This window comes from Streptomyces sp. NPDC003035 (genome assembly GCF_042888285.1).
Lineage (GTDB): Bacteria > Actinomycetota > Actinomycetes > Streptomycetales > Streptomycetaceae > Streptomyces.
Window position 1 is genome coordinate 680860 of sequence record NZ_JBIAPJ010000002.1, and the last position, 16254, is coordinate 697113.

Genomic DNA, 16254 nt, shown 5'->3' on the forward strand with positions numbered 1-16254 from the left:
CGCACCAAGTGCGACGAAGCAGTCACCGACGGCGTGGGAGGCACTGACGATGGCGTGGCTGCTGGTGGTGGTGGCGGGGATCCTGGAGACGGGATTCGCCGTCTGCCTGAAGCTCTCGCACGGTTTCACCCGGCTCTGGCCGACGATCGCCTTCGCCGTTTTCGCCCTCGGCAGCTTCGGCCTTCTGACCCTGGCGCTGCGCAAGTTGGACGTCGGTCCCGCGTACGCGGTGTGGACCGGCATCGGCGCGGCCGGGACGGCGATCTACGGGATGGTCTTCCTCGGCGACATCGTGTCGACCCTGAAGATCGTCTCGATCACGCTGGTGATCGTCGGCGTCGTCGGGCTCCAGCTCTCCGGCTCGGCCCACTGACCCTCCGCCGGGAAGATCGGCGGCCTCGGTGCGACGACGTACGACAGCGCCAGGCGCAGGACGACCTCGCAGGACCGCAGCGTCTCGTCGTCGCCCGGCCCCAGCGCGGACGCGGCCCGGTCCCGCGCGAGTCCGAGCAGATCCGCGGGCGAGGGCACCCCGGCGTCGGCGCGGCGCTGCGCGGGTACGGCGGAGGCGCGGGCGCCCGCGCGCGCCGGGCGGGGCGTCGGCAGCCGCTCGTTCCAGCAGCCGGTGAGCAGGGCGCGCAGGAGCGGACGGGCAGCGGCCTCGGCGACGGTCCATCCGGCGACGGCGGCGAGGTTCCGCGCGGGCGGCAGGGGCCGGGCGAGGAGCCGGTCCACGCCCTGGAGGTAGGCGTCGGCCTCACGTCGTACGAGCGCGCGGGCCAGCCCCTCCTTGCTGCCGAACTCGTTGTAGAGGGTCTGCCGGGAGACGCCCGCGGCGGAGGCGACGTCGACCATCCGCACCGCCGACCAGGGCAGCCCCCCGAGGGCCGCCAGCGCGGCGTTCAACAGGGCCTCACGGGCAGTCGGCATCGTCGCCTCCCGGCCAGAACGGTTCTGCGCTCAGAGTTGACGGGTGGCCACGCAGTGTCAAGGGCTCTCGTCGGCCCACGTCCCTTCGAGGGATAGAGTTTCGACCATGGCCGATTACCACGATGATCTGCGTCTCGCCCACGTCCTCGCGGATGCCGCCGACGCGGCGACCATGGACCGGTTCAAGGCGCTCGACCTGAAGGTCGAGACCAAGCCGGACATGACGCCCGTCAGCGAGGCGGACAAGGCCGCCGAGGAGCTGATCCGCGGCCAGCTCCAGCGGGCGCGGCCGCGCGACGCGATCCTCGGCGAGGAGTACGGCGTCGAGGGCACGGGCCCGCGTCGCTGGGTGATCGACCCGATCGACGGCACCAAGAACTACGTGCGCGGGGTTCCCGTCTGGGCGACCCTGATCGCGCTGATGGAGGCCGGGGACACCGGTTTCCAGCCGGTGGTGGGCGTGGTCTCGGCGCCGGCGCTCGGCCGGCGCTGGTGGGCCGCGAAGGGCGCGGGCGCGTACACGGGCCGCAGCCTGACCTCGGCGACCCGGATCCACGTCTCGAAGGTCTCGGAGCTCGCCGACGCCTCCTTCGCGTACTCCTCGCTGAGCGGCTGGGAGGAGCAGGGCCGCCTCGACGGCTTCCTCGACCTCACGCGCGCGTGCTGGCGGACGCGGGCGTACGGCGACTTCTGGCCGTACATGATGGTGGCCGAGGGTGCGGTGGACGTCTGCGCCGAACCGGAGCTGTCCCTCTGGGACATGGCGGCCACGGCGATCGTCGTCCAGGAGGCGGGCGGCACGTTCACCGGTCTCGACGGCCGGCACGGTCCGCACAGCGGCAACGCGGCGGCGTCGAACGGCCTGCTCCACGGCGAACTGCTCAGCTATCTGAACCAGAAGAGCTGAACCAGGAGTTCTGAACCGGCTGTTCTGAGCCGGGAGTTCTGAACCGGAAGAGCTGACGCGCCCCCTGGGGATGCTTCGCGCGCCCCCTTGTTGACCGACGCCTCCGGTGCAACTCTGAGAGTCCCCCCACTTGTGAACTTGTGAATCGGTTCTCGTTGAAGGCGGAACCTGTTCGCCAAGGAGGTGGCTCCATCCATGCTCGTCCGTGACGCCATGAGCACGCTGGCCCTGACCCTCGGACCCACGCACACCCTCCGCCAGGCGGCCCGGCTGATGTCGGCCCGCCGCGTCGGCGCGGCCATAGTCCTGGACAACGACACCAGCGGGCTCGGCATCCTCACCGAGCGCGACATCCTCAACTCGATCGGCGCGGACCAGAACCCCGACGTGGAGACCGTCGGGGGCCACACCACCAACAACGTCGTCTTCGCGGCGCCGACGTGGACCCTGGAGGAGGCCGCGGCGGCCATGACGCACGGCGGGTTCCGTCATCTGGTCGTGCTCGACGGGACGGGGCCGGTGGGCATCGTCTCGGTGCGCGACATCATTCGCTGCTGGACCCCGGAGCACCGGCGCACGCACTCGCTGGCCGGGTGACGCGAAAGGGCCGGACTCCCCACGGGAGTCCGGCCCTCTCTCGACGACAAGCGTCCTCAGCCGCGCAGGGCCTGGACCGCGGCCTCGAGCCGCTTGCCGAAGTCACCGTCCGCCTGACGGAAGTTGGCGATCGCCCGCTCGACGATGTCCTCGCGCGAGACCTTGGCGATGAAGCCCGCCAGGTTCTCGACGAGACGCCCCTTCTCGTCCTCGGACATCAGACGGTAGAGGTTGCCCGCCTGGACGAAGTCGTCGTCCTCCGCGTGGATCGCAGCGGCGTGGTCGCCGGTCACACCCGTCACCGGGATCGGCTGCCACAGCGGGCGGTCGGTCTGGTGCGGGCCGCCGAAGCTGTTGGGCTCGTAGTTCTTCGCGCCCTTGTGGCGGCCGTCGTACAGGAAGCCGTCACGGGAGTGCGTGCGCGCCTCGGTGGCGTGCGGGCGGTTCACGGGCAGGTGGTCGGCGTTGATGCCGACGCGGTAGCGGTGAGCGTCGCCGTACGCGAAGAGGCGGCCCTGGAGCATCTTGTCCGGGGACGGGCCGATGCCCGGCACGAAGTGCGCGGGGCTGAAGATCGACTGCTCGACCTCGGCGAAGATGTTCTCCGGGTTGCGGTTGAGCTCCAGCTTGCCGATCTCGATCGGCGGGTAGTCCGCGTGCGGCCACACCTTGGTGAGATCGAACGGGTTGAAGCGGTAGGTCGCCGCCTCGGCCGCCGGCATGATCTGCACCTGCACGGTCCAGGTCGGGAAGTCACCGCGCTCGATGGCCTCCCGCAGGTCGCGCTGGTGCGAGTCGGGGTCCTCACCGGCGAGCTTGTTGGCCTCGGCCTGGGTGAGGTTCTTGATGCCCTGGTCGGTCTTGAAGTGGTACTTGACCCAGAAGACCTCGCCGGCCTCGTTGTTCCACTGGAAGGTGTGCGAGCCGAAGCCGTCCATGTGGCGGTACGAGGCGGGGATGCCGCGGTCACCGAAGAGCCAGGTCACCTGGTGGGTCGACTCGGGCGAGAGGCTCCAGAAGTCCCAGACGTTGTCCGCCTCCTGCGAGCCGGTGTACGGGTCGCGCTTCTGGGTGTGGATGAAGTCGGGGAACTTGATGGCGTCCCTGATGAAGAACACCGGGGTGTTGTTGCCGACGAGGTCGTAATTGCCCTCTTCGGTGTAGAACTTCAGCGCCCAGCCCCGCGGGTCGCGCACCGCGTCGGCCGCACCGAGGTTGCCCGCGACGGTGGAGAAGCGCAGGAACGTCTCGGTCTGCTTGCCGACCTCGGAGAGGAACGCGGCGCGGGTCCACTGCGAGACGTCACGGGTGAGCGTGAAGGTGCCGTACGCGCCGGCGCCACGGGCGTGGACCACGCGCTCCGGGATGCGCTCGCGGTTGAAGTGGGCGAGCTTCTCCAGGAGGAGCTGGTCCTGGACGAGGACGGGCCCGCCGACGCCCGCCGTCTCGCTGTTCTGGTTGTCGGCGACCGGCGCCCCGGCCTCCGTGGTGAGCGGTCCCTGCGTCACGTGCGCCTCCTGCGTTGCTTCCTGCAAGCCCTGTCCTTGGCTTCCGAACTCGATCCTACAATGGACATTGTCTAAGTCAAGCAAGCTTCCAAAGTCACACGAGTTCGGGACGTCGGCCCCTCACTGTTAGGCTGACCCCCATGAGTGACCTGTTGGAACGACTGCGCGGCCGCGGCTGGCGCATGACCGCGCAGCGGCGCGTCGTGGCCGAGGTCCTCGACGGAGATCACGTCCATCTGACCGCCGACGAGGTCCACGCCCGCGCCGTGCGGAGGCTCCCCGAGATCTCCCGGGCGACCGTCTACAACACGCTGGGCGAGATGGTCACGCTGGGCGAGGTCATGGAAGTCGCGACGGACGGCCGCGCCAAGCGGTACGACCCGAACGCCCACCGCCCGCACCAGCACCTGGTCTGCGGGAGCTGCGGCGCGATCCGTGACGTCCACCCCTCCGGCAACCCGCTGGCGGACCTCCCGGACACGGAGCGCTTCGGCTTCACGATCTCGGACGTCGAGGTCACCTACCGCGGCATCTGCCCGAACTGCGCGACCACGGCCTGAGACCTCCCCGCGCCCCATGAAAGAGCCCCCACCGGACGGTGGGGGCTCTTTCGCACGCTGCGGGCGCGTACGGGGGACGGCGCCGGCGGACATACGACGAAGGCCCGGATCCAGTGACTGGACCCGGGCCTTCGTTGCTACTGAGTAGCGGGGACAGGATTTGAACCTGCGACCTCTGGGTTATGAGCCCAGCGAGCTACCGAGCTGCTCCACCCCGCGTCGGTGAACCCAACCTTACGGGACGCCCTCGACCAGCGCAAATCGCTTAAGCGGTGAGCTCCTGGTGCAGTGCCTCGCTCAGCCGGGCAGCCCGCTCGGCCACCTCCGCGGGCCCGAGCTCCACGGCCCGCGTGCACCAGCGCCGCCCCTCCGACAGCTCCCCCCGCCGGGCCGCGAGCAGCGCGAGCCGCAGCGCGGCGCGCCCGTGTCCGGCGCGGGCGGCGCGGGTCCACCACAGGGCGGCCTCCCGCTCGCTGCCCTCGCGGGCGAGGAGGAGGCCGAGGTTGAACGCGCCGTTGCGGCTGCCGGCCTCGGCGGCCTCGCGGTACCAGTGGGCCGCGTCCGCCACGTCACCGCGCGCGGCGGCGAGCATGCCCACCCGCACCTGGGCACGCCGGTGGCCCTGCTGGGCGGCCCGCTCGTACCACTCCTCGCACTCGGTCTTCTCCTCGCGCGGGGCCCCGAGCGCGGGCGGGCCGGGCTCCGGCCGGCGCGCGTCGAGGACGGTGGCGAGCCGGAACGCGGCCTCGGCGCTGCCGCCGCCCGCCGCGCACCGCAGATACCGCTCGGCGGTCTGCTCGTCGCCGTCGCGCAGGCTGGCGATGCCGACCTGGAGGGCGGCCTCGGTGTGCCCCGCGGCCGCCGCGCGCTCGTACCAGCTCAGCGCCGTACGGTCGTCGTCGCGACCCGCGTAGAGGATGCCGAGATTGAAGGCGGCGTCGACGCTGCCGGCCTCCGCGGCCTTGGAGAACCAGGGCTCGGCGCCCCCCGTGTCCCCGGCCTGGAGCAGGAGCACGGCGAGCGCGTTGGCGGCCTCGCGGTGACCCGCGTAGGCGGCACGGCGATACCACTGCTCCGCCTGCTGGACGCGGTCCTGGGCGGCGCAGAGCAGCCCGAGGTTGTACGCCCCGTTCACATCGCCCGCGTCCATGGCGGCGCGGTACCAGCGCTCGGCGGTCTGCTGCTCGCCCCGGGCCGCGTGCAGGGCGCCGAGCGCGTTGGCGGCGTTGCCGTCGCCGTCCTGGGCGGCGCGCAGCCACCACACCGCGGCGCTCTCCTCGTCGCCCGCGTCACGCAGCAGGAAACCGAGCGCGCAGGCGGCCTTGGCCTCGCCCTCCTTGGCCGAGCTCAGGTACCAGCGCCCGGCCTCCTTGAGCTCGCCCCGCTGCTCCAGGATCGCCCCGAGGTGCAGCGCGGCACGCCGGTGCCCGCGCGCGGCGGCCTGGCGGAACCACTGCTCCGCCTCGGCGAGTTCACCGGAGGGCGCGACGGCGGCGGCACGGACCGCACCTGTGCCGGCCTGCGCCGTGCCGGCCTTGGCGGTGTTCGCCTTGGCGGTGGGGGTCTTCGTGGCGTCGGCCTTGGCCGTCCCGGCCTGCGCGGTGTCGTGGGCGAGCGCGTCGCGTGCCGAGAGGCCGGAGGCGGACGGGCCCCTGGTCGCCTCCTGGGCGCGCCGCTCCAGGGCGAGCGCGAGCCGGTACGCGGCCTCCCGGTGGCCCCGCTCGGCGGCGGCGCGCAGCCACCGCTCGGCACCGACGTCGCTGCGGTGCTCCAGGAGATCGGCGAGGGCGTAGGCGCCCAGGGCGTGGCCCTGCTCGGCGGCCTGGCGCAGCCAGTACTCGGCGGCGGGCTCGTCACCGCGCTCGCGGTGGTGGCGGCCGAGCGCGTGGGCGGCGGGCGCGGAGCCCGCGACGGCGGCGACCCGCCACCAGCCGGCCGCCTCGTCGGCGTATCCGCGCTGGTGCAGCAGGACACCCAGGTTGTTGGCGGCCGCGCGGTCCCCCTCCGCGGTGGCGCCGCGCAGGTACGGCTCCGCGCCGTCGAGGTCACCGCGGCGCAGCAGCAGCGCGCCCAGCACGCTCATCGACGCGGCGTCGCCGCGCTCGGCGGCACGCCGGTGGCGTGCCTCTGTCTCGGTCTCGTTCTCGGCGGTGGTGTCGACGGCCGCATCGACGGCCACCGCGGCCTCGATGATGTCATCTGCGGCACTCTTGACATGCCGCTGCACAAACCGCCCTGTCTCCAACAGAGTTGCCCTGTCCCCCATAAATTCCATCGTCGCACCACCCGCAACGCGCGTACACCTGGTATACCGCAGCCAGTGAGGTCACTTCAGCGTTTTGTCGACATGCCCACAGAGAGATAAGTCAAACACGTCTGGCCCCAACTCGCCCCCACCACACGGCGCTTCGAGGCCCGACACAGTCCCACCGAACACGACAAGGGCCCGGATCCTGATGGATCCGGGCCCTTGTCTTCAGTAGCGGGGACAGGATTTGAACCTGCGACCTCTGGGTTATGAGCCCAGCGAGCTACCGAGCTGCTCCACCCCGCGTCGTTGTGTCCTCAAGGTATCACGACGCGGGGGTGGTGCCTGACCAGGTCGGTCAGCCGCTCGGTGGGCTCGCGCCGGTCGACGGGCTCGGGCTGGTCGACGGTGTCGCCCCCGGCTTCTGCTCGCCCGGCTTCTGGTCCGCCGGGGTCAGCTTCGCGCCGGCTTCCGCGGCCTCCTGGAGCGCCTTCTGCAGAGCCTCCTGGGCCTTGCCGTAGGCGGTCCAGTCACCCTTCTGCAGAGCCGCCTCACCGTCGTCGTACGCCTTCTGCGCGTCGGCGATGGCCTTCTTCAGCGCCGCGTCGTTGGTCGTCGGCGTCGTCGGCGGCTTGGTGCCGGGCTGCTCCGGCTGCTGGGGCGGCGTGGTGCCCTCCACCCCGAAGACCGCGTTGAGCGCCTCGGTGAGGTTGTCCTCGAACACCGTGGTGTCCTTGGTCGTGTCACCTTCCGGCTGGTCCGCGTCCACGTACGACACCGCGACCTTCTTCAGCAGCGGGTAGTGCGCGTTGCGGCCCTGGGCGTACACCGGCTCGACGTACAGGAAGCCGCCGTCGAGCGGCACCGTCAGCAGGTTGCCGTACCGGATGTCGGAGTCGGCGCCCTTCATGTCCCGGACGAAGGTCGCCACCGACGGAAGGCTGTTGAGCTTGTTCTGCACCTGCTCCGGCCCTGGGACGTCGGAGGTGACGCGCAACAGCCTTATGCGGCCGTAGTCCTTGCTGCCGGCGTCCGCGTCGACCGCCATGAAACCGCCCAGGTTGGGCCGGCCGTTCGGGGTGAACGTCGTCGTCAGCGAGAACTGCTGCTGCTTGTCCCCGGGCATCTTCATGCTCAGGTAGTACGGCGGGACGGCGCTGCGGTCCGCGTTGGTCGGGTCGTCCGGCACCTGCCAGGCGTCCGAGCCGCTGTAGAACTGCGCCGGGTCCTTCACGTGGTACCGGGTGAGCAGCTCGCGCTGGACCTTGAACATGTCCTGCGGGTAGCGCAGGTGCTGCATGAGGCTGTCCTTGATCGCCTCACGCGGCTGCACCGTGTCCGGGAACGCCTTCATCCAGGTCTTGAGGACCGGGTCCTCCGTGTCCCACTGGTACAGCGTGACCGTGCCGTCGTAGGCGTCGACGGTGGCCTTCACCGAGTTCCGGATGTAGTTGACCTGGTTCTGCTGGGCGACCACCGCGCGCTGCTGGTTCCCGACCGTCAGCGCGTCGGCCGTGCTCTCGCCCAGCGTGGTGCGCGAGGCGTACGGGTAGCCGTTGGTGGTCGTGTACGCGTCGACGATCCACTGGATCTTGTTGTCGACGACCGCCGGGTAGGCGTCGCCGTCGATGGTCAGCCAGGGTGCGACCGCCTCGACGCGCTCCTTGGGGGTGCGGTTGTAGAGGATCCGCGAACCCTCGCCGATGGCTCCCGAGTAGAGGATCTGCGGCTCGCTGAACGCGACCGCGTAGGCGGCGCGGTTGAAGGTGTTGGAGAGGTTGACCCCGCTCTTACCCTCGTAGCTGGTGGTCTTCTCGCCGTTCTCCTCGTAGTCCAGCTCCTTCTGCGGGCCGCCGACGATCGAGTACTGATCGGTCTTCTCGCCGTAGTAGATCCGCTGCTGGTACGGCCCGAGCTGCCCCGTGGTCGGCAGGCCGGACTCGGTGAAGACCGGGGAGCCGTTGGCGTCCGTCTGCGTGCCCGCGGCCATGATCGCGCCATAGCCGTGGGTGTACGTGAAGTGGTCGTTGATCCAGTTCCGCTTCGGGATGCCCTTGATGTTGAGCTCACGCAGGCCGACGACGGTGTCCTGGCCCTTGTAGCGGTCGACGTCCAGGGTGGTCGGGAACTGGTAGTACTTCCGCTTCTGCTCCAGCTGCTGGAACGTCGGCGAGACGATGTTCGGGTCGATCAGCCGGTAGCTGGCCGCCGTGTCGGAGTCCGTGCGGAGCTGGTCCTTGGCCTTGACCGTGGACTTGCCCGAGTAGTTCTCCGGCTCGGTGGCGTCGATGTCGTACGCCTTGCGGGTCGCGTCGATGTTCTTCTGGATGTACGGCGCTTCCTTGGCCTGCTCGTTCGGCTGGACCTGGAACTTCTGCACGATGGCCGGGTACAGGCCGCCGATCAGGATCGCCGAGAGGACCATGAGCCCGAAGCCGATCACCGGCAGCTGCCAGGTGCGGCGCCACAGCGTCGCGAAGAACAGCACGGCGCAGATCACGGCGATGCAGAAGAGGATCGTCTTCGCCGGCAGGTAGGCGTTGGCGTCGACGTACCGCAGACCCGTCCAGTTGCCGGCCGCCTTGAAGTCGCTGGACTTCACGGCGAGGCCGTACCGGTCGAGCCAGTACGCCACGGCCTTCAGCGTGACGAAGACGCCGAGCAGCACCGACAGGTGGCCCGTCGCCGCGGCGGTGGCGCGCGCACCCGGGCTGGTGATGCGCAGTCCGCCGTACAGGTAGTGCGTCAGCGCGGCGGCGATCAGCGACAGGATGGTGGCGGCGAAGCCGAAGGCGAGCAGGAAGCGGTACCAGGGCAGGTCGAAGGCGTAGAACGCCACATCCAGCTGGAACTGCGGGTCCTTCTGGCCGAACGGCACGCCGTTCACCCACATCAGCCAGGTCCGCCACTGGCCGGAGGCCGAGGCACCGGCGATCAGGCCCACCAGAGCGGTGATCGCGAGGAGCACCCACTTCTTGTAGGGGGCCAGGCCCATCCGGTACCGGTCGAGGCTCTGCTGTTCGAGCGACATCGCGCTCAGCGGCGGCCTCAGCCGGTGCGCCAGCCAGATGTTCAGGCCGACGGCGAGCCCCATGAGCAGGCCGAAGACGGCGAACAGGCTGATCTTGGTCCACAGGGTGGTGGTGAACACGGACGAGTAATGGACCGAGCGGTACCAGAGCCAGTCCGTCCAGAACCCGGCGAACATGACGAACACCATGGCCAGAACGGCCAGCACGCCCAGGGTCATGAGCAGCGTGCGGGCCCGCCGGGACGGCCGGCCGACTCTGATCCTTGGCCCGGACGGGCCTCCGCCGCCTCCGCGGTCCGGCATCTGGAAAGCCAACGTGCGCCCCTCGAGGTTGATGCGTCGATAAGCAGGCCCCGCGATCGTAGAGCCCACTGGTGCAACTTACTGAAGCTTTACCTAGTTCCCGTCTTCGGGTGCGAAGGAGGCAGGATATGGGTCATGTCCAACGTTTCCCCCTCCGGCACCCCCATGGCCGCGAGCCCCCTCACCCGCGCGGTGCTCGAGATCGACGAGTACGCCTCCGGCCTCGGCTGGGACCGCCCGGCCCGGCTCTTCGCCCTCGTCGACACGGCCCGACTGCGCGCCCAGGAGCCGGGACTCGCCTCCCAGCTCGGCCTCGAAGGCACGGAAGCCGCCGCCTTCACCCCCATCGAGCAGGAGGAGCTGCCCAAGGGGAAGCCCCTCGACGAGTTCCTCGGCACCATCGCCTGGCCCGACGCGGTGGCCGGCTGCGCGATGACGGTGGAGCGGCTGATGCTGCCGCCGTCGGCCGAGGCGTCCGTGCCGGAAGGCCTGGACGAAGCCGGTCTGGCGAAGTGGGTGGCCCGGCACCCCGACCGCCAGGAGGTCCGCATGACCGTGGCCGTCCTCCGTAACGGAGCCCGCGAGGCGGCCATCCGGCTGCGCGAGAAGGACTCCCCCAACGAGGTGCTGACCGGGTCGGACCTGGTGCCGGGTCTTGCGGACGCCCTGGCGGCGACGTTCGAGTCCTGAGACGTACGAAAATAAGGGGCGCCCCGGTCGGTGACCGGGGCGCCCCTTCCTCGTCGTCCTAGCTCTTCGAGCAGCTCGGCAGGTTCTTGCTGTCGCCCTTGCGGAGCTTCTCCAGCGACTTCGTCGCATCGTCGATGGTGTTCACCTTGATGAGGGTGAGACCGTCGGGGATGTCGGAGGCGGCGGCCTCGCAGTTGTCGGCCGGGGTGAGGAAGTACTGGGCGCCCGCGTCACGCGCGCCGACCAGCTTCATCTCGATGCCGCCGATCGGGCCGACCTCGCCCTTGTCGTCGATGGTCCCGGTCCCGGCGATGAACTTGCCGTCGGTGAGGCTGCCGGGCGTCAGCTTGTCGACGATGCCGAGCGCGAACATCAGACCGGCGCTGGGCCCGCCGACGTCGGCGAGCTTGATGTCGATGGTGAACGGGAAGACGTGGTCGGTGCCGGCCTGGATGCCGACGATCGCCCGGTCGCCCTCCTTGGACTCCGCGGTGGTGATCGTGACCTTCTGGGTGGCGGTGGGCTCCCTGCGGGCCTTCTCGGCCGCGGCCGCCTCCTTGGCCGGGACGATCGTGAACTCGACCTTCTCGCCCGGCTTGTGCCTGGTCACCTGCTTGGCGACGTCACCCGGGTCCTTCATGGGGACGCCGTCGACGGCCTTGATGACGTCCCCGGCGTGCAGCTTGCCCTGGGCGGGGCTGTCCTTCACCACGGTGGCGACGACGACCCGGCTGGTCACCGGGATGTTCAGCTCGGTGAGGGCGGCCACCTTGGCGCTCTCCTGCGACTGGCTGAACTCCTCGGCGTTCTCCTGGCTCGACTGCTCCTCGGTCTTGCCGTCCGGGTAGAGGGTCTCCTTGGGGACGACCACGTTGTCGTGGGCGAGCCAGCCGTAGACGGCCTCGACCAGGTTCATCCGGTAGTCCGCACTGGTGACGCGGACGGTCGTCATGTTGAGATGCCCGTCGGTGGGGTACGTCTGGTGCCCCGAGATCCGGAGGACGGGCTCCCCGTCGGCCTCCCCCAGGGTGTTGACCGTGGGGCCGGGGCTCATCTCCGCGTACGGCACCGGAACCAGGACGCCCACACAGAGCAGGGTGATCAGGACCAGGGTGGAGGCGAGCATCGTCGCAGTGCGGCGTGGCATGGAACGACAGTACGGGACCGGTCCATGAGTGCACCTGTGGGGCGGGTCCGTACGAGGCGGCCGGCGGTGGGAGGTCAGCCGGAGACGTGGCTGCTGCGTACGGAGGAGGCCGAGGCCGCGGCGGTCATCTCCTGACCGGCGGCGTCCATACCGGAATGGGAACGCTCCATGGCGTCACGGAAGCGTGCGTAGCCGGCGAGCTCCGCCACGTCCCCGATGGTCTTGTTCCGCTGGGCCCAGCTTCCCCATATCGCCGCGCCGACGACTGCGAAAAGCGGAATCAGCAACCAGGCGAGCGCTGCCATCCCGACCTCCCCAATGAGCGACCGCAACCGACCGGAACCCGGCCGATCAGCAGACTAACGATCTGCAGCTTCAACGCTGCTGCCGGGGGCCCGGTTACGCAAATCGGGGCGTTCGACTACACGACGTCGGCGCGTCGGCTTGCCGACCGCCGCTCATCAGGCATTCAGCAGCCCTTCAGCAGGCCCCCACCCACTCCTCGGTGCCGTCGGAGAAAGTCTGGTGCTTCCAGATGGGGACCTCGTGCTTGAGGTCGTCGATGAGCTTGCGGCAGGCCTCGAAGGCCTCGCCGCGGTGGGGGCAGGAGACCGCGACGACGACCGCGAGATCGCCGACCTGGAGATCGCCCACCCGGTGGACGGCGGCCAGCGCGCGGACCGGATAGTCGGCGACGACCTTCTCGGCGACCCGGCGCAGCTCGGCCTCGGCGGACGGGTGGCAGGAGTACCCCAGCGCGTCGACGTCCGCACCACCGTCGTGATTGCGCACGGTGCCCACGAAGAGGGTCGTGCCCCCGGCCGCGTCGTCGCCGACCGCCCGGAAGACCTCGTCGACCGAGAGCGGCGTCTCACGGATCGCGAGCAGCTTGATCGGATCGGCTGCGACCTGCTCGCCGGGGTGGTCGTTGGTTCGTGCCATGGGGCCATGGTGCCGCACGGCACGGACATCGCGGAATAGCGCTTTCGACCGGTGGGACGGACCCTCCGTAGGAGGGTCCTACAGTCCCCGTCGGCGCCGGGCCCGCCGGACCAGCGCCGCCGTGCCGAGCAGCGCCACCGTCGCGCCCGCCGCACCCGCCGCCGTCGCGTCCTTGCGGCCGAGCCGGCGGCCCGCGACCGTGTGCCGGCCCTCGACCTCCTCCAGGAGCGCGGCGAGCACCTCCTCGTTGGTCCACGCCGGCCGCCAGCCCGCGTCGTGCAGCCGTCCGACGCTGACCACCCACGGGTGCATCGTGTACGCCAGGTCTCCCGCCGGGGACGGGGTGAGCCCGATCCGGTGCAGCCGGGCCGCGGCGCCGAGGGCGACCGCGGAGGGCAGCTCCATGCGCCGGATCCCGGAGAGCTCCTCGACCTCCTCCTGCTCCAGCCATCCGTCGCAGCCGACGGCGAACTCTCCGTCGACCTTCTCCAGGGCCGCGTACTCCAGTGCGCTGACCAGGTCCTCGACATGGCAGAACTGCCAGGTGGGACGGGAGCCGGCGACCACGAGCAGCCGGGGGGACTCGAAGTAGCGGGTCAGTGCCGTGTCCGTACCGCCGACCAGGACGGCGGGCCTGACGACGGTGACGTGCAGGCCCGGATGGGCGCGGGGAGCGCGCCGGGCGAGCCGCTCGATCTCCAGCAGGTCGCCGACGCCGGTGGCCTCGGCGGTCGCCCGCAGCTCGGCGTCCTCGGAGAGCGGGATGTCGTTGTCGGGCAGGGCGCCGTAGACCATCGCGGAGGTGATGAGCACCACCCGGTGCACACCGGCGGCCGCGGCCGCCGTGAGGACGGTCTGCGCGCCGCGGACGTTGTAGGCCGTTCGGGCGGCGGCGTCGGACTCGAGGTCGAGGTCGACGGCGAGGTGCACGACCACGTCGGCGCCCCGCAGCTTCTCGGCGATCGCCGGGTCGCGGACGTCGAGGATGTGCCACTGCGCCTCCGAGACCTCGCCCCGGCGCTCGTCGATCGCGATGACCTGCTTGATCTCCTCCGAGGCGGCGAGGCGCCTGGTCAGCAGGTCGCCGACCCCGGAAGCGGCACCGGTGACGGCGACCACGGGGCCGCGCCCCGTGGAGCGGGTCGAGATGTTTCGCGCTGCGCGAACCTGAGGATCTGGGGAACTCACCGGGCGTCTCCAGCGGTTGTCTTCAGTACGTACACGAATGACGCGTACGTACCAGGTGGCGTCCATCCTGCCGCAGGCCACGGCCCGGCGGAGCACCGAGCCCATATCCGGCCCGGATGTCTACGCTGGTGGTGTGTAGCGGGCAGTCGCCGTCGGCAGGAAGCCGGCGGCCCTACGAGCCGAGGAAACCTGTGAGTGACTCCCCATTCGGATTCGGCCTTCCGCCGGAGGAGCCGGAGAACGGCGACGAAGGCAAGAAGAAGGACCCCGCAGGTGGCCAGGGGTCCGGCGACCAGGGCGGCGCGAACCCGTTCGGGGCCAATCCGTTCGGCTTCGGCGGTCTGCCGGGCATGGGCGGTCCCGGCGGCGCGGACAATCCGTTCGCCGCGATGTTCGGCTCGCTGAACCCCAACGACCTGGGCGCCGCCTTCCAGCAGCTCGGCCAGATGCTCTCCTACGAGGGCGGTCCCGTGAACTGGGACATGGCCAAGCAGATCGCCCGTCAGGTGGTCGCGCAGGGCACGTCCGACGGCACCAAGGACGCCAGTGTGGGTCCGGCGGAGAAGGCCGCGGTCGAGGAGGCCGTGCGCCTGGCCGACCTGTGGCTGGACGGTGTGACCTCGCTGCCCTCCGGCGCGCACACGGCCGTGGCGTGGAGCCGCGCGGAGTGGGTCGAGGCGACGCTGCCGGCCTGGCAGCAGCTGGTCGACCCGGTCGCCGAGCGGGTCGGCGCGGCGATGGGCGACGTGCTGCCCGAGGAGATGCAGGCCATGGCGGGCCCGCTGATCGGCATGATGCGCTCCATGGGCGGCGCCATGTTCGGTCAGCAGATCGGGCAGGCCGTCGGCGCGCTCGCGGGCGAGGTCGTCGGTTCGACCGATGTCGGTCTGCCGCTCGGACCGGCCGGCAAGGCGGCGCTGCTCCCGCTGAACATCGAGACGTTCGGCAAGGACCTCGGTGTCCCGAAGGACGAGGTGCGGCTGTACCTGGCCCTGCGCGAGGCCGCCCATCAGCGGCTCTTCGCGCACGTGCCGTGGCTGCGCTCGCATCTGTTCGGTGCGGTCGAGGGCTACGCCCGAGGGATCAAGGTCGACACCTCGAAGCTGGAGGAGGCGGTGGGTCAGCTGGACCCGACGCATCCCGAGCAGTTGCAGGAGGCTCTGCAGCAGGGCATGTTCCAGCCCGAGGACACGCCGGAGCAGAAGGCCGCCCTGGCCCGTCTGGAGACGGCGCTCGCGCTGGTCGAGGGCTGGGTGGACGCGGTGGTCCACGAGGCCGCGAAGTCCCGGCTGACCTCGGCGGACGCGCTGCGCGAGACGCTGCGCAGGCGGCGGGCGAGCGGCGGTCCCGCCGAGCAGACCTTCGCGACGCTGATCGGTCTCGAGCTGCGTCCGCGCCGGCTGCGGGACGCCGCGCGGTTGTGGGCCTCGCTCACGGACGCGCGCGGGGTCGACGGCCGTGACGACCTGTGGGAGCACCCGGACATGCTGCCGACGGCGTCCGACCTGGACGACCCGGACGGCTTCGTCCACCGCGAGCAGCTCGACTTCTCGGAGATCGACAAGATGCTGGGCGAGGCGGCCGGCAAGCGGGAGCACGCCGAGGACGCAGGGGACGCCGAGGGCGCCAGGGACGACGAGGACGACACCGACAAGTGAGCCTGCACGACGACGCGGTTCTCGTACTGAAGGCGTACGAGAACCAGGAAGAGCTGCGTCAGACCTATCTCGACCACCTGGCCGCGCACGAGGACGGCATGTGGAAGGCGTGCGGCGCCGGACACCTGACGGCCAGCGCGCTGGTCGTCGATCCGGAGCGCGGCAGGGTCCTGCTGACGCTGCACAAGAAGCTCGGTATGTGGCTGCAGATGGGCGGCCACTGCGAGCCGGGTGACACGACCCTGGCGGAGGCGGCGCTGCGGGAGGCGACGGAGGAGTCCGGCATCCCCGGTCTGACGCTGCTGCCCGGCGGCCCGGTGCGTCTCGACCGGCATCCGATCCCGGCGCCGTGTCACTGGCATCTGGACGTGCAGTACGCGGCGCTCGCACCGGTCGGCTCGGTGGAGGCCATCAGCGAGGAGTCGCTGGACCTGCGCTGGTTCGCGTACGACGAGGTGGCCTCCGTGGCCGACGCCTCGGTGGTGCGGCTGCTCGAAGGCACCCGCGCCCGGCTGTAGCACGGCACGGCACGTGTAAGGGGCGGT

Annotated in this window: 15 protein-coding genes and 2 tRNA genes; 7 read left to right on the forward strand and 10 right to left on the reverse strand. The window is 70.7% G+C overall.

Going from position 1 to position 16254, the window contains the following annotated elements; all coding sequences use genetic code 11:
* Window positions 1-49 precede the first annotated feature (49 nt).
* The gene (locus ACFYV5_RS09240) at window positions 50-373 is read left to right on the forward strand and encodes a multidrug efflux SMR transporter (protein ID WP_355108246.1); all 324 of its coding nucleotides are present in this window, start codon (window positions 50-52) and stop codon (window positions 371-373) included.
* Here ACFYV5_RS09240 and ACFYV5_RS09245 read toward each other — a convergent pair.
* Window positions 265-930, reverse strand: a complete 666-nt coding sequence (locus tag ACFYV5_RS09245) for a TetR/AcrR family transcriptional regulator (RefSeq protein WP_389166179.1) — start codon at window positions 928-930, stop codon at window positions 265-267. The genes ACFYV5_RS09240 and ACFYV5_RS09245 overlap by 109 nt on opposite strands.
* 106 nt (window positions 931-1036) lie before the next feature.
* Here ACFYV5_RS09245 and hisN point away from each other — a divergent pair, with 106 nt between their 5' ends.
* The gene (gene hisN, locus ACFYV5_RS09250) at window positions 1037-1837 is read left to right on the forward strand and encodes a histidinol-phosphatase (RefSeq protein WP_355108250.1); all 801 of its coding nucleotides are present in this window, start codon (window positions 1037-1039) and stop codon (window positions 1835-1837) included.
* Window positions 1838-2032: 195 nt separating this feature from the next.
* Window positions 2033-2434, forward strand: coding sequence for a CBS domain-containing protein (locus tag ACFYV5_RS09255; protein ID WP_355108252.1), 402 nt, complete (start codon window positions 2033-2035; stop codon window positions 2432-2434).
* Between the two features lie 56 nt (window positions 2435-2490).
* On the opposite strand, the gene ACFYV5_RS09260 is transcribed toward ACFYV5_RS09255, so the two are convergent.
* The gene (locus ACFYV5_RS09260; RefSeq protein ID WP_389166184.1) at window positions 2491-3942 is read right to left on the reverse strand and encodes a catalase; all 1452 of its coding nucleotides are present in this window, start codon (window positions 3940-3942) and stop codon (window positions 2491-2493) included.
* A gap of 140 nt (window positions 3943-4082) precedes the next feature.
* Here ACFYV5_RS09260 and ACFYV5_RS09265 point away from each other — a divergent pair, with 140 nt between their 5' ends.
* Complete coding sequence (locus ACFYV5_RS09265; RefSeq protein ID WP_355108256.1) at window positions 4083-4502, forward strand: Fur family transcriptional regulator; 420 nt, start codon at window positions 4083-4085, stop codon at window positions 4500-4502.
* Window positions 4503-4647: 145 nt separating this feature from the next.
* Here the strand turns inward: ACFYV5_RS09265 and ACFYV5_RS09270 are convergent.
* From ACFYV5_RS09270 to ACFYV5_RS09285, 4 genes are all read right to left on the reverse strand, one after another.
* Window positions 4648-4721: transfer RNA gene (locus tag ACFYV5_RS09270), tRNA-Met, on the reverse strand.
* Between the two features lie 46 nt (window positions 4722-4767).
* Entirely contained in the window at window positions 4768-6777 is a 2010-nt protein-coding gene (locus ACFYV5_RS09275) for a tetratricopeptide repeat protein (RefSeq protein ID WP_389166187.1), read from the reverse strand.
* 205 nt (window positions 6778-6982) lie between these two features.
* Window positions 6983-7056 (reverse strand) — tRNA-Met (locus ACFYV5_RS09280).
* Window positions 7057-7108: 52 nt separating this feature from the next.
* Window positions 7109-10084: a UPF0182 family protein gene (locus ACFYV5_RS09285; protein ID WP_389166189.1), complete on the reverse strand. Its 2976-nt coding sequence runs from the start codon at window positions 10082-10084 to the stop codon at window positions 7109-7111.
* Between the two features lie 135 nt (window positions 10085-10219).
* On the opposite strand from ACFYV5_RS09285, the gene ACFYV5_RS09290 reads away from it, so the two are divergent.
* Window positions 10220-10774 (forward strand): PPA1309 family protein, encoded by a 555-nt coding sequence (locus ACFYV5_RS09290; protein WP_355108262.1) that lies wholly within the window; start codon window positions 10220-10222, stop codon window positions 10772-10774.
* Window positions 10775-10832: 58 nt separating this feature from the next.
* Here the strand turns inward: ACFYV5_RS09290 and ACFYV5_RS09295 are convergent, their stop codons facing one another.
* The 4 genes from ACFYV5_RS09295 to ACFYV5_RS09310 all read right to left on the reverse strand — a co-directional run bounded on the left by ACFYV5_RS09295 (window position 10833) and on the right by ACFYV5_RS09310 (window position 14051).
* On the reverse strand, window positions 10833-11921 hold the full coding sequence (locus ACFYV5_RS09295; RefSeq protein ID WP_389166193.1) for a PDZ domain-containing protein: 1089 nt from the start codon (window positions 11919-11921) through the stop codon (window positions 10833-10835).
* A gap of 74 nt (window positions 11922-11995) precedes the next feature.
* On the reverse strand, window positions 11996-12226 hold the full coding sequence (locus ACFYV5_RS09300) for a hypothetical protein (protein WP_355108266.1): 231 nt from the start codon (window positions 12224-12226) through the stop codon (window positions 11996-11998).
* Between the two features lie 175 nt (window positions 12227-12401).
* Window positions 12402-12863 carry a molybdenum cofactor biosynthesis protein MoaE gene (locus tag ACFYV5_RS09305; RefSeq protein WP_355108268.1) on the reverse strand — a complete coding sequence of 154 codons (462 nt, stop codon included), beginning with the start codon at window positions 12861-12863 and terminating at the stop codon, window positions 12402-12404.
* Between the two features lie 78 nt (window positions 12864-12941).
* A complete protein-coding gene (locus tag ACFYV5_RS09310; protein ID WP_355108270.1) occupies window positions 12942-14051 on the reverse strand; it encodes an SDR family oxidoreductase in 1110 nt (369 codons plus the stop codon).
* A 191-nt stretch (window positions 14052-14242) separates the two neighbouring features.
* On the opposite strand from ACFYV5_RS09310, the gene ACFYV5_RS09315 reads away from it, so the two are divergent.
* Together ACFYV5_RS09315 and ACFYV5_RS09320 are read left to right on the forward strand one after the other, a co-directional pair.
* Entirely contained in the window at window positions 14243-15709 is a 1467-nt protein-coding gene (locus tag ACFYV5_RS09315) for a zinc-dependent metalloprotease (protein ID WP_389166198.1), read from the forward strand.
* Complete coding sequence (locus tag ACFYV5_RS09320; RefSeq protein ID WP_355108274.1) at window positions 15706-16227, forward strand: NUDIX hydrolase; 522 nt, start codon at window positions 15706-15708, stop codon at window positions 16225-16227. Before ACFYV5_RS09315 ends, ACFYV5_RS09320 begins: the two co-directional genes overlap by 4 nt.
* Window positions 16228-16254: the final 27 nt, after the last annotated feature.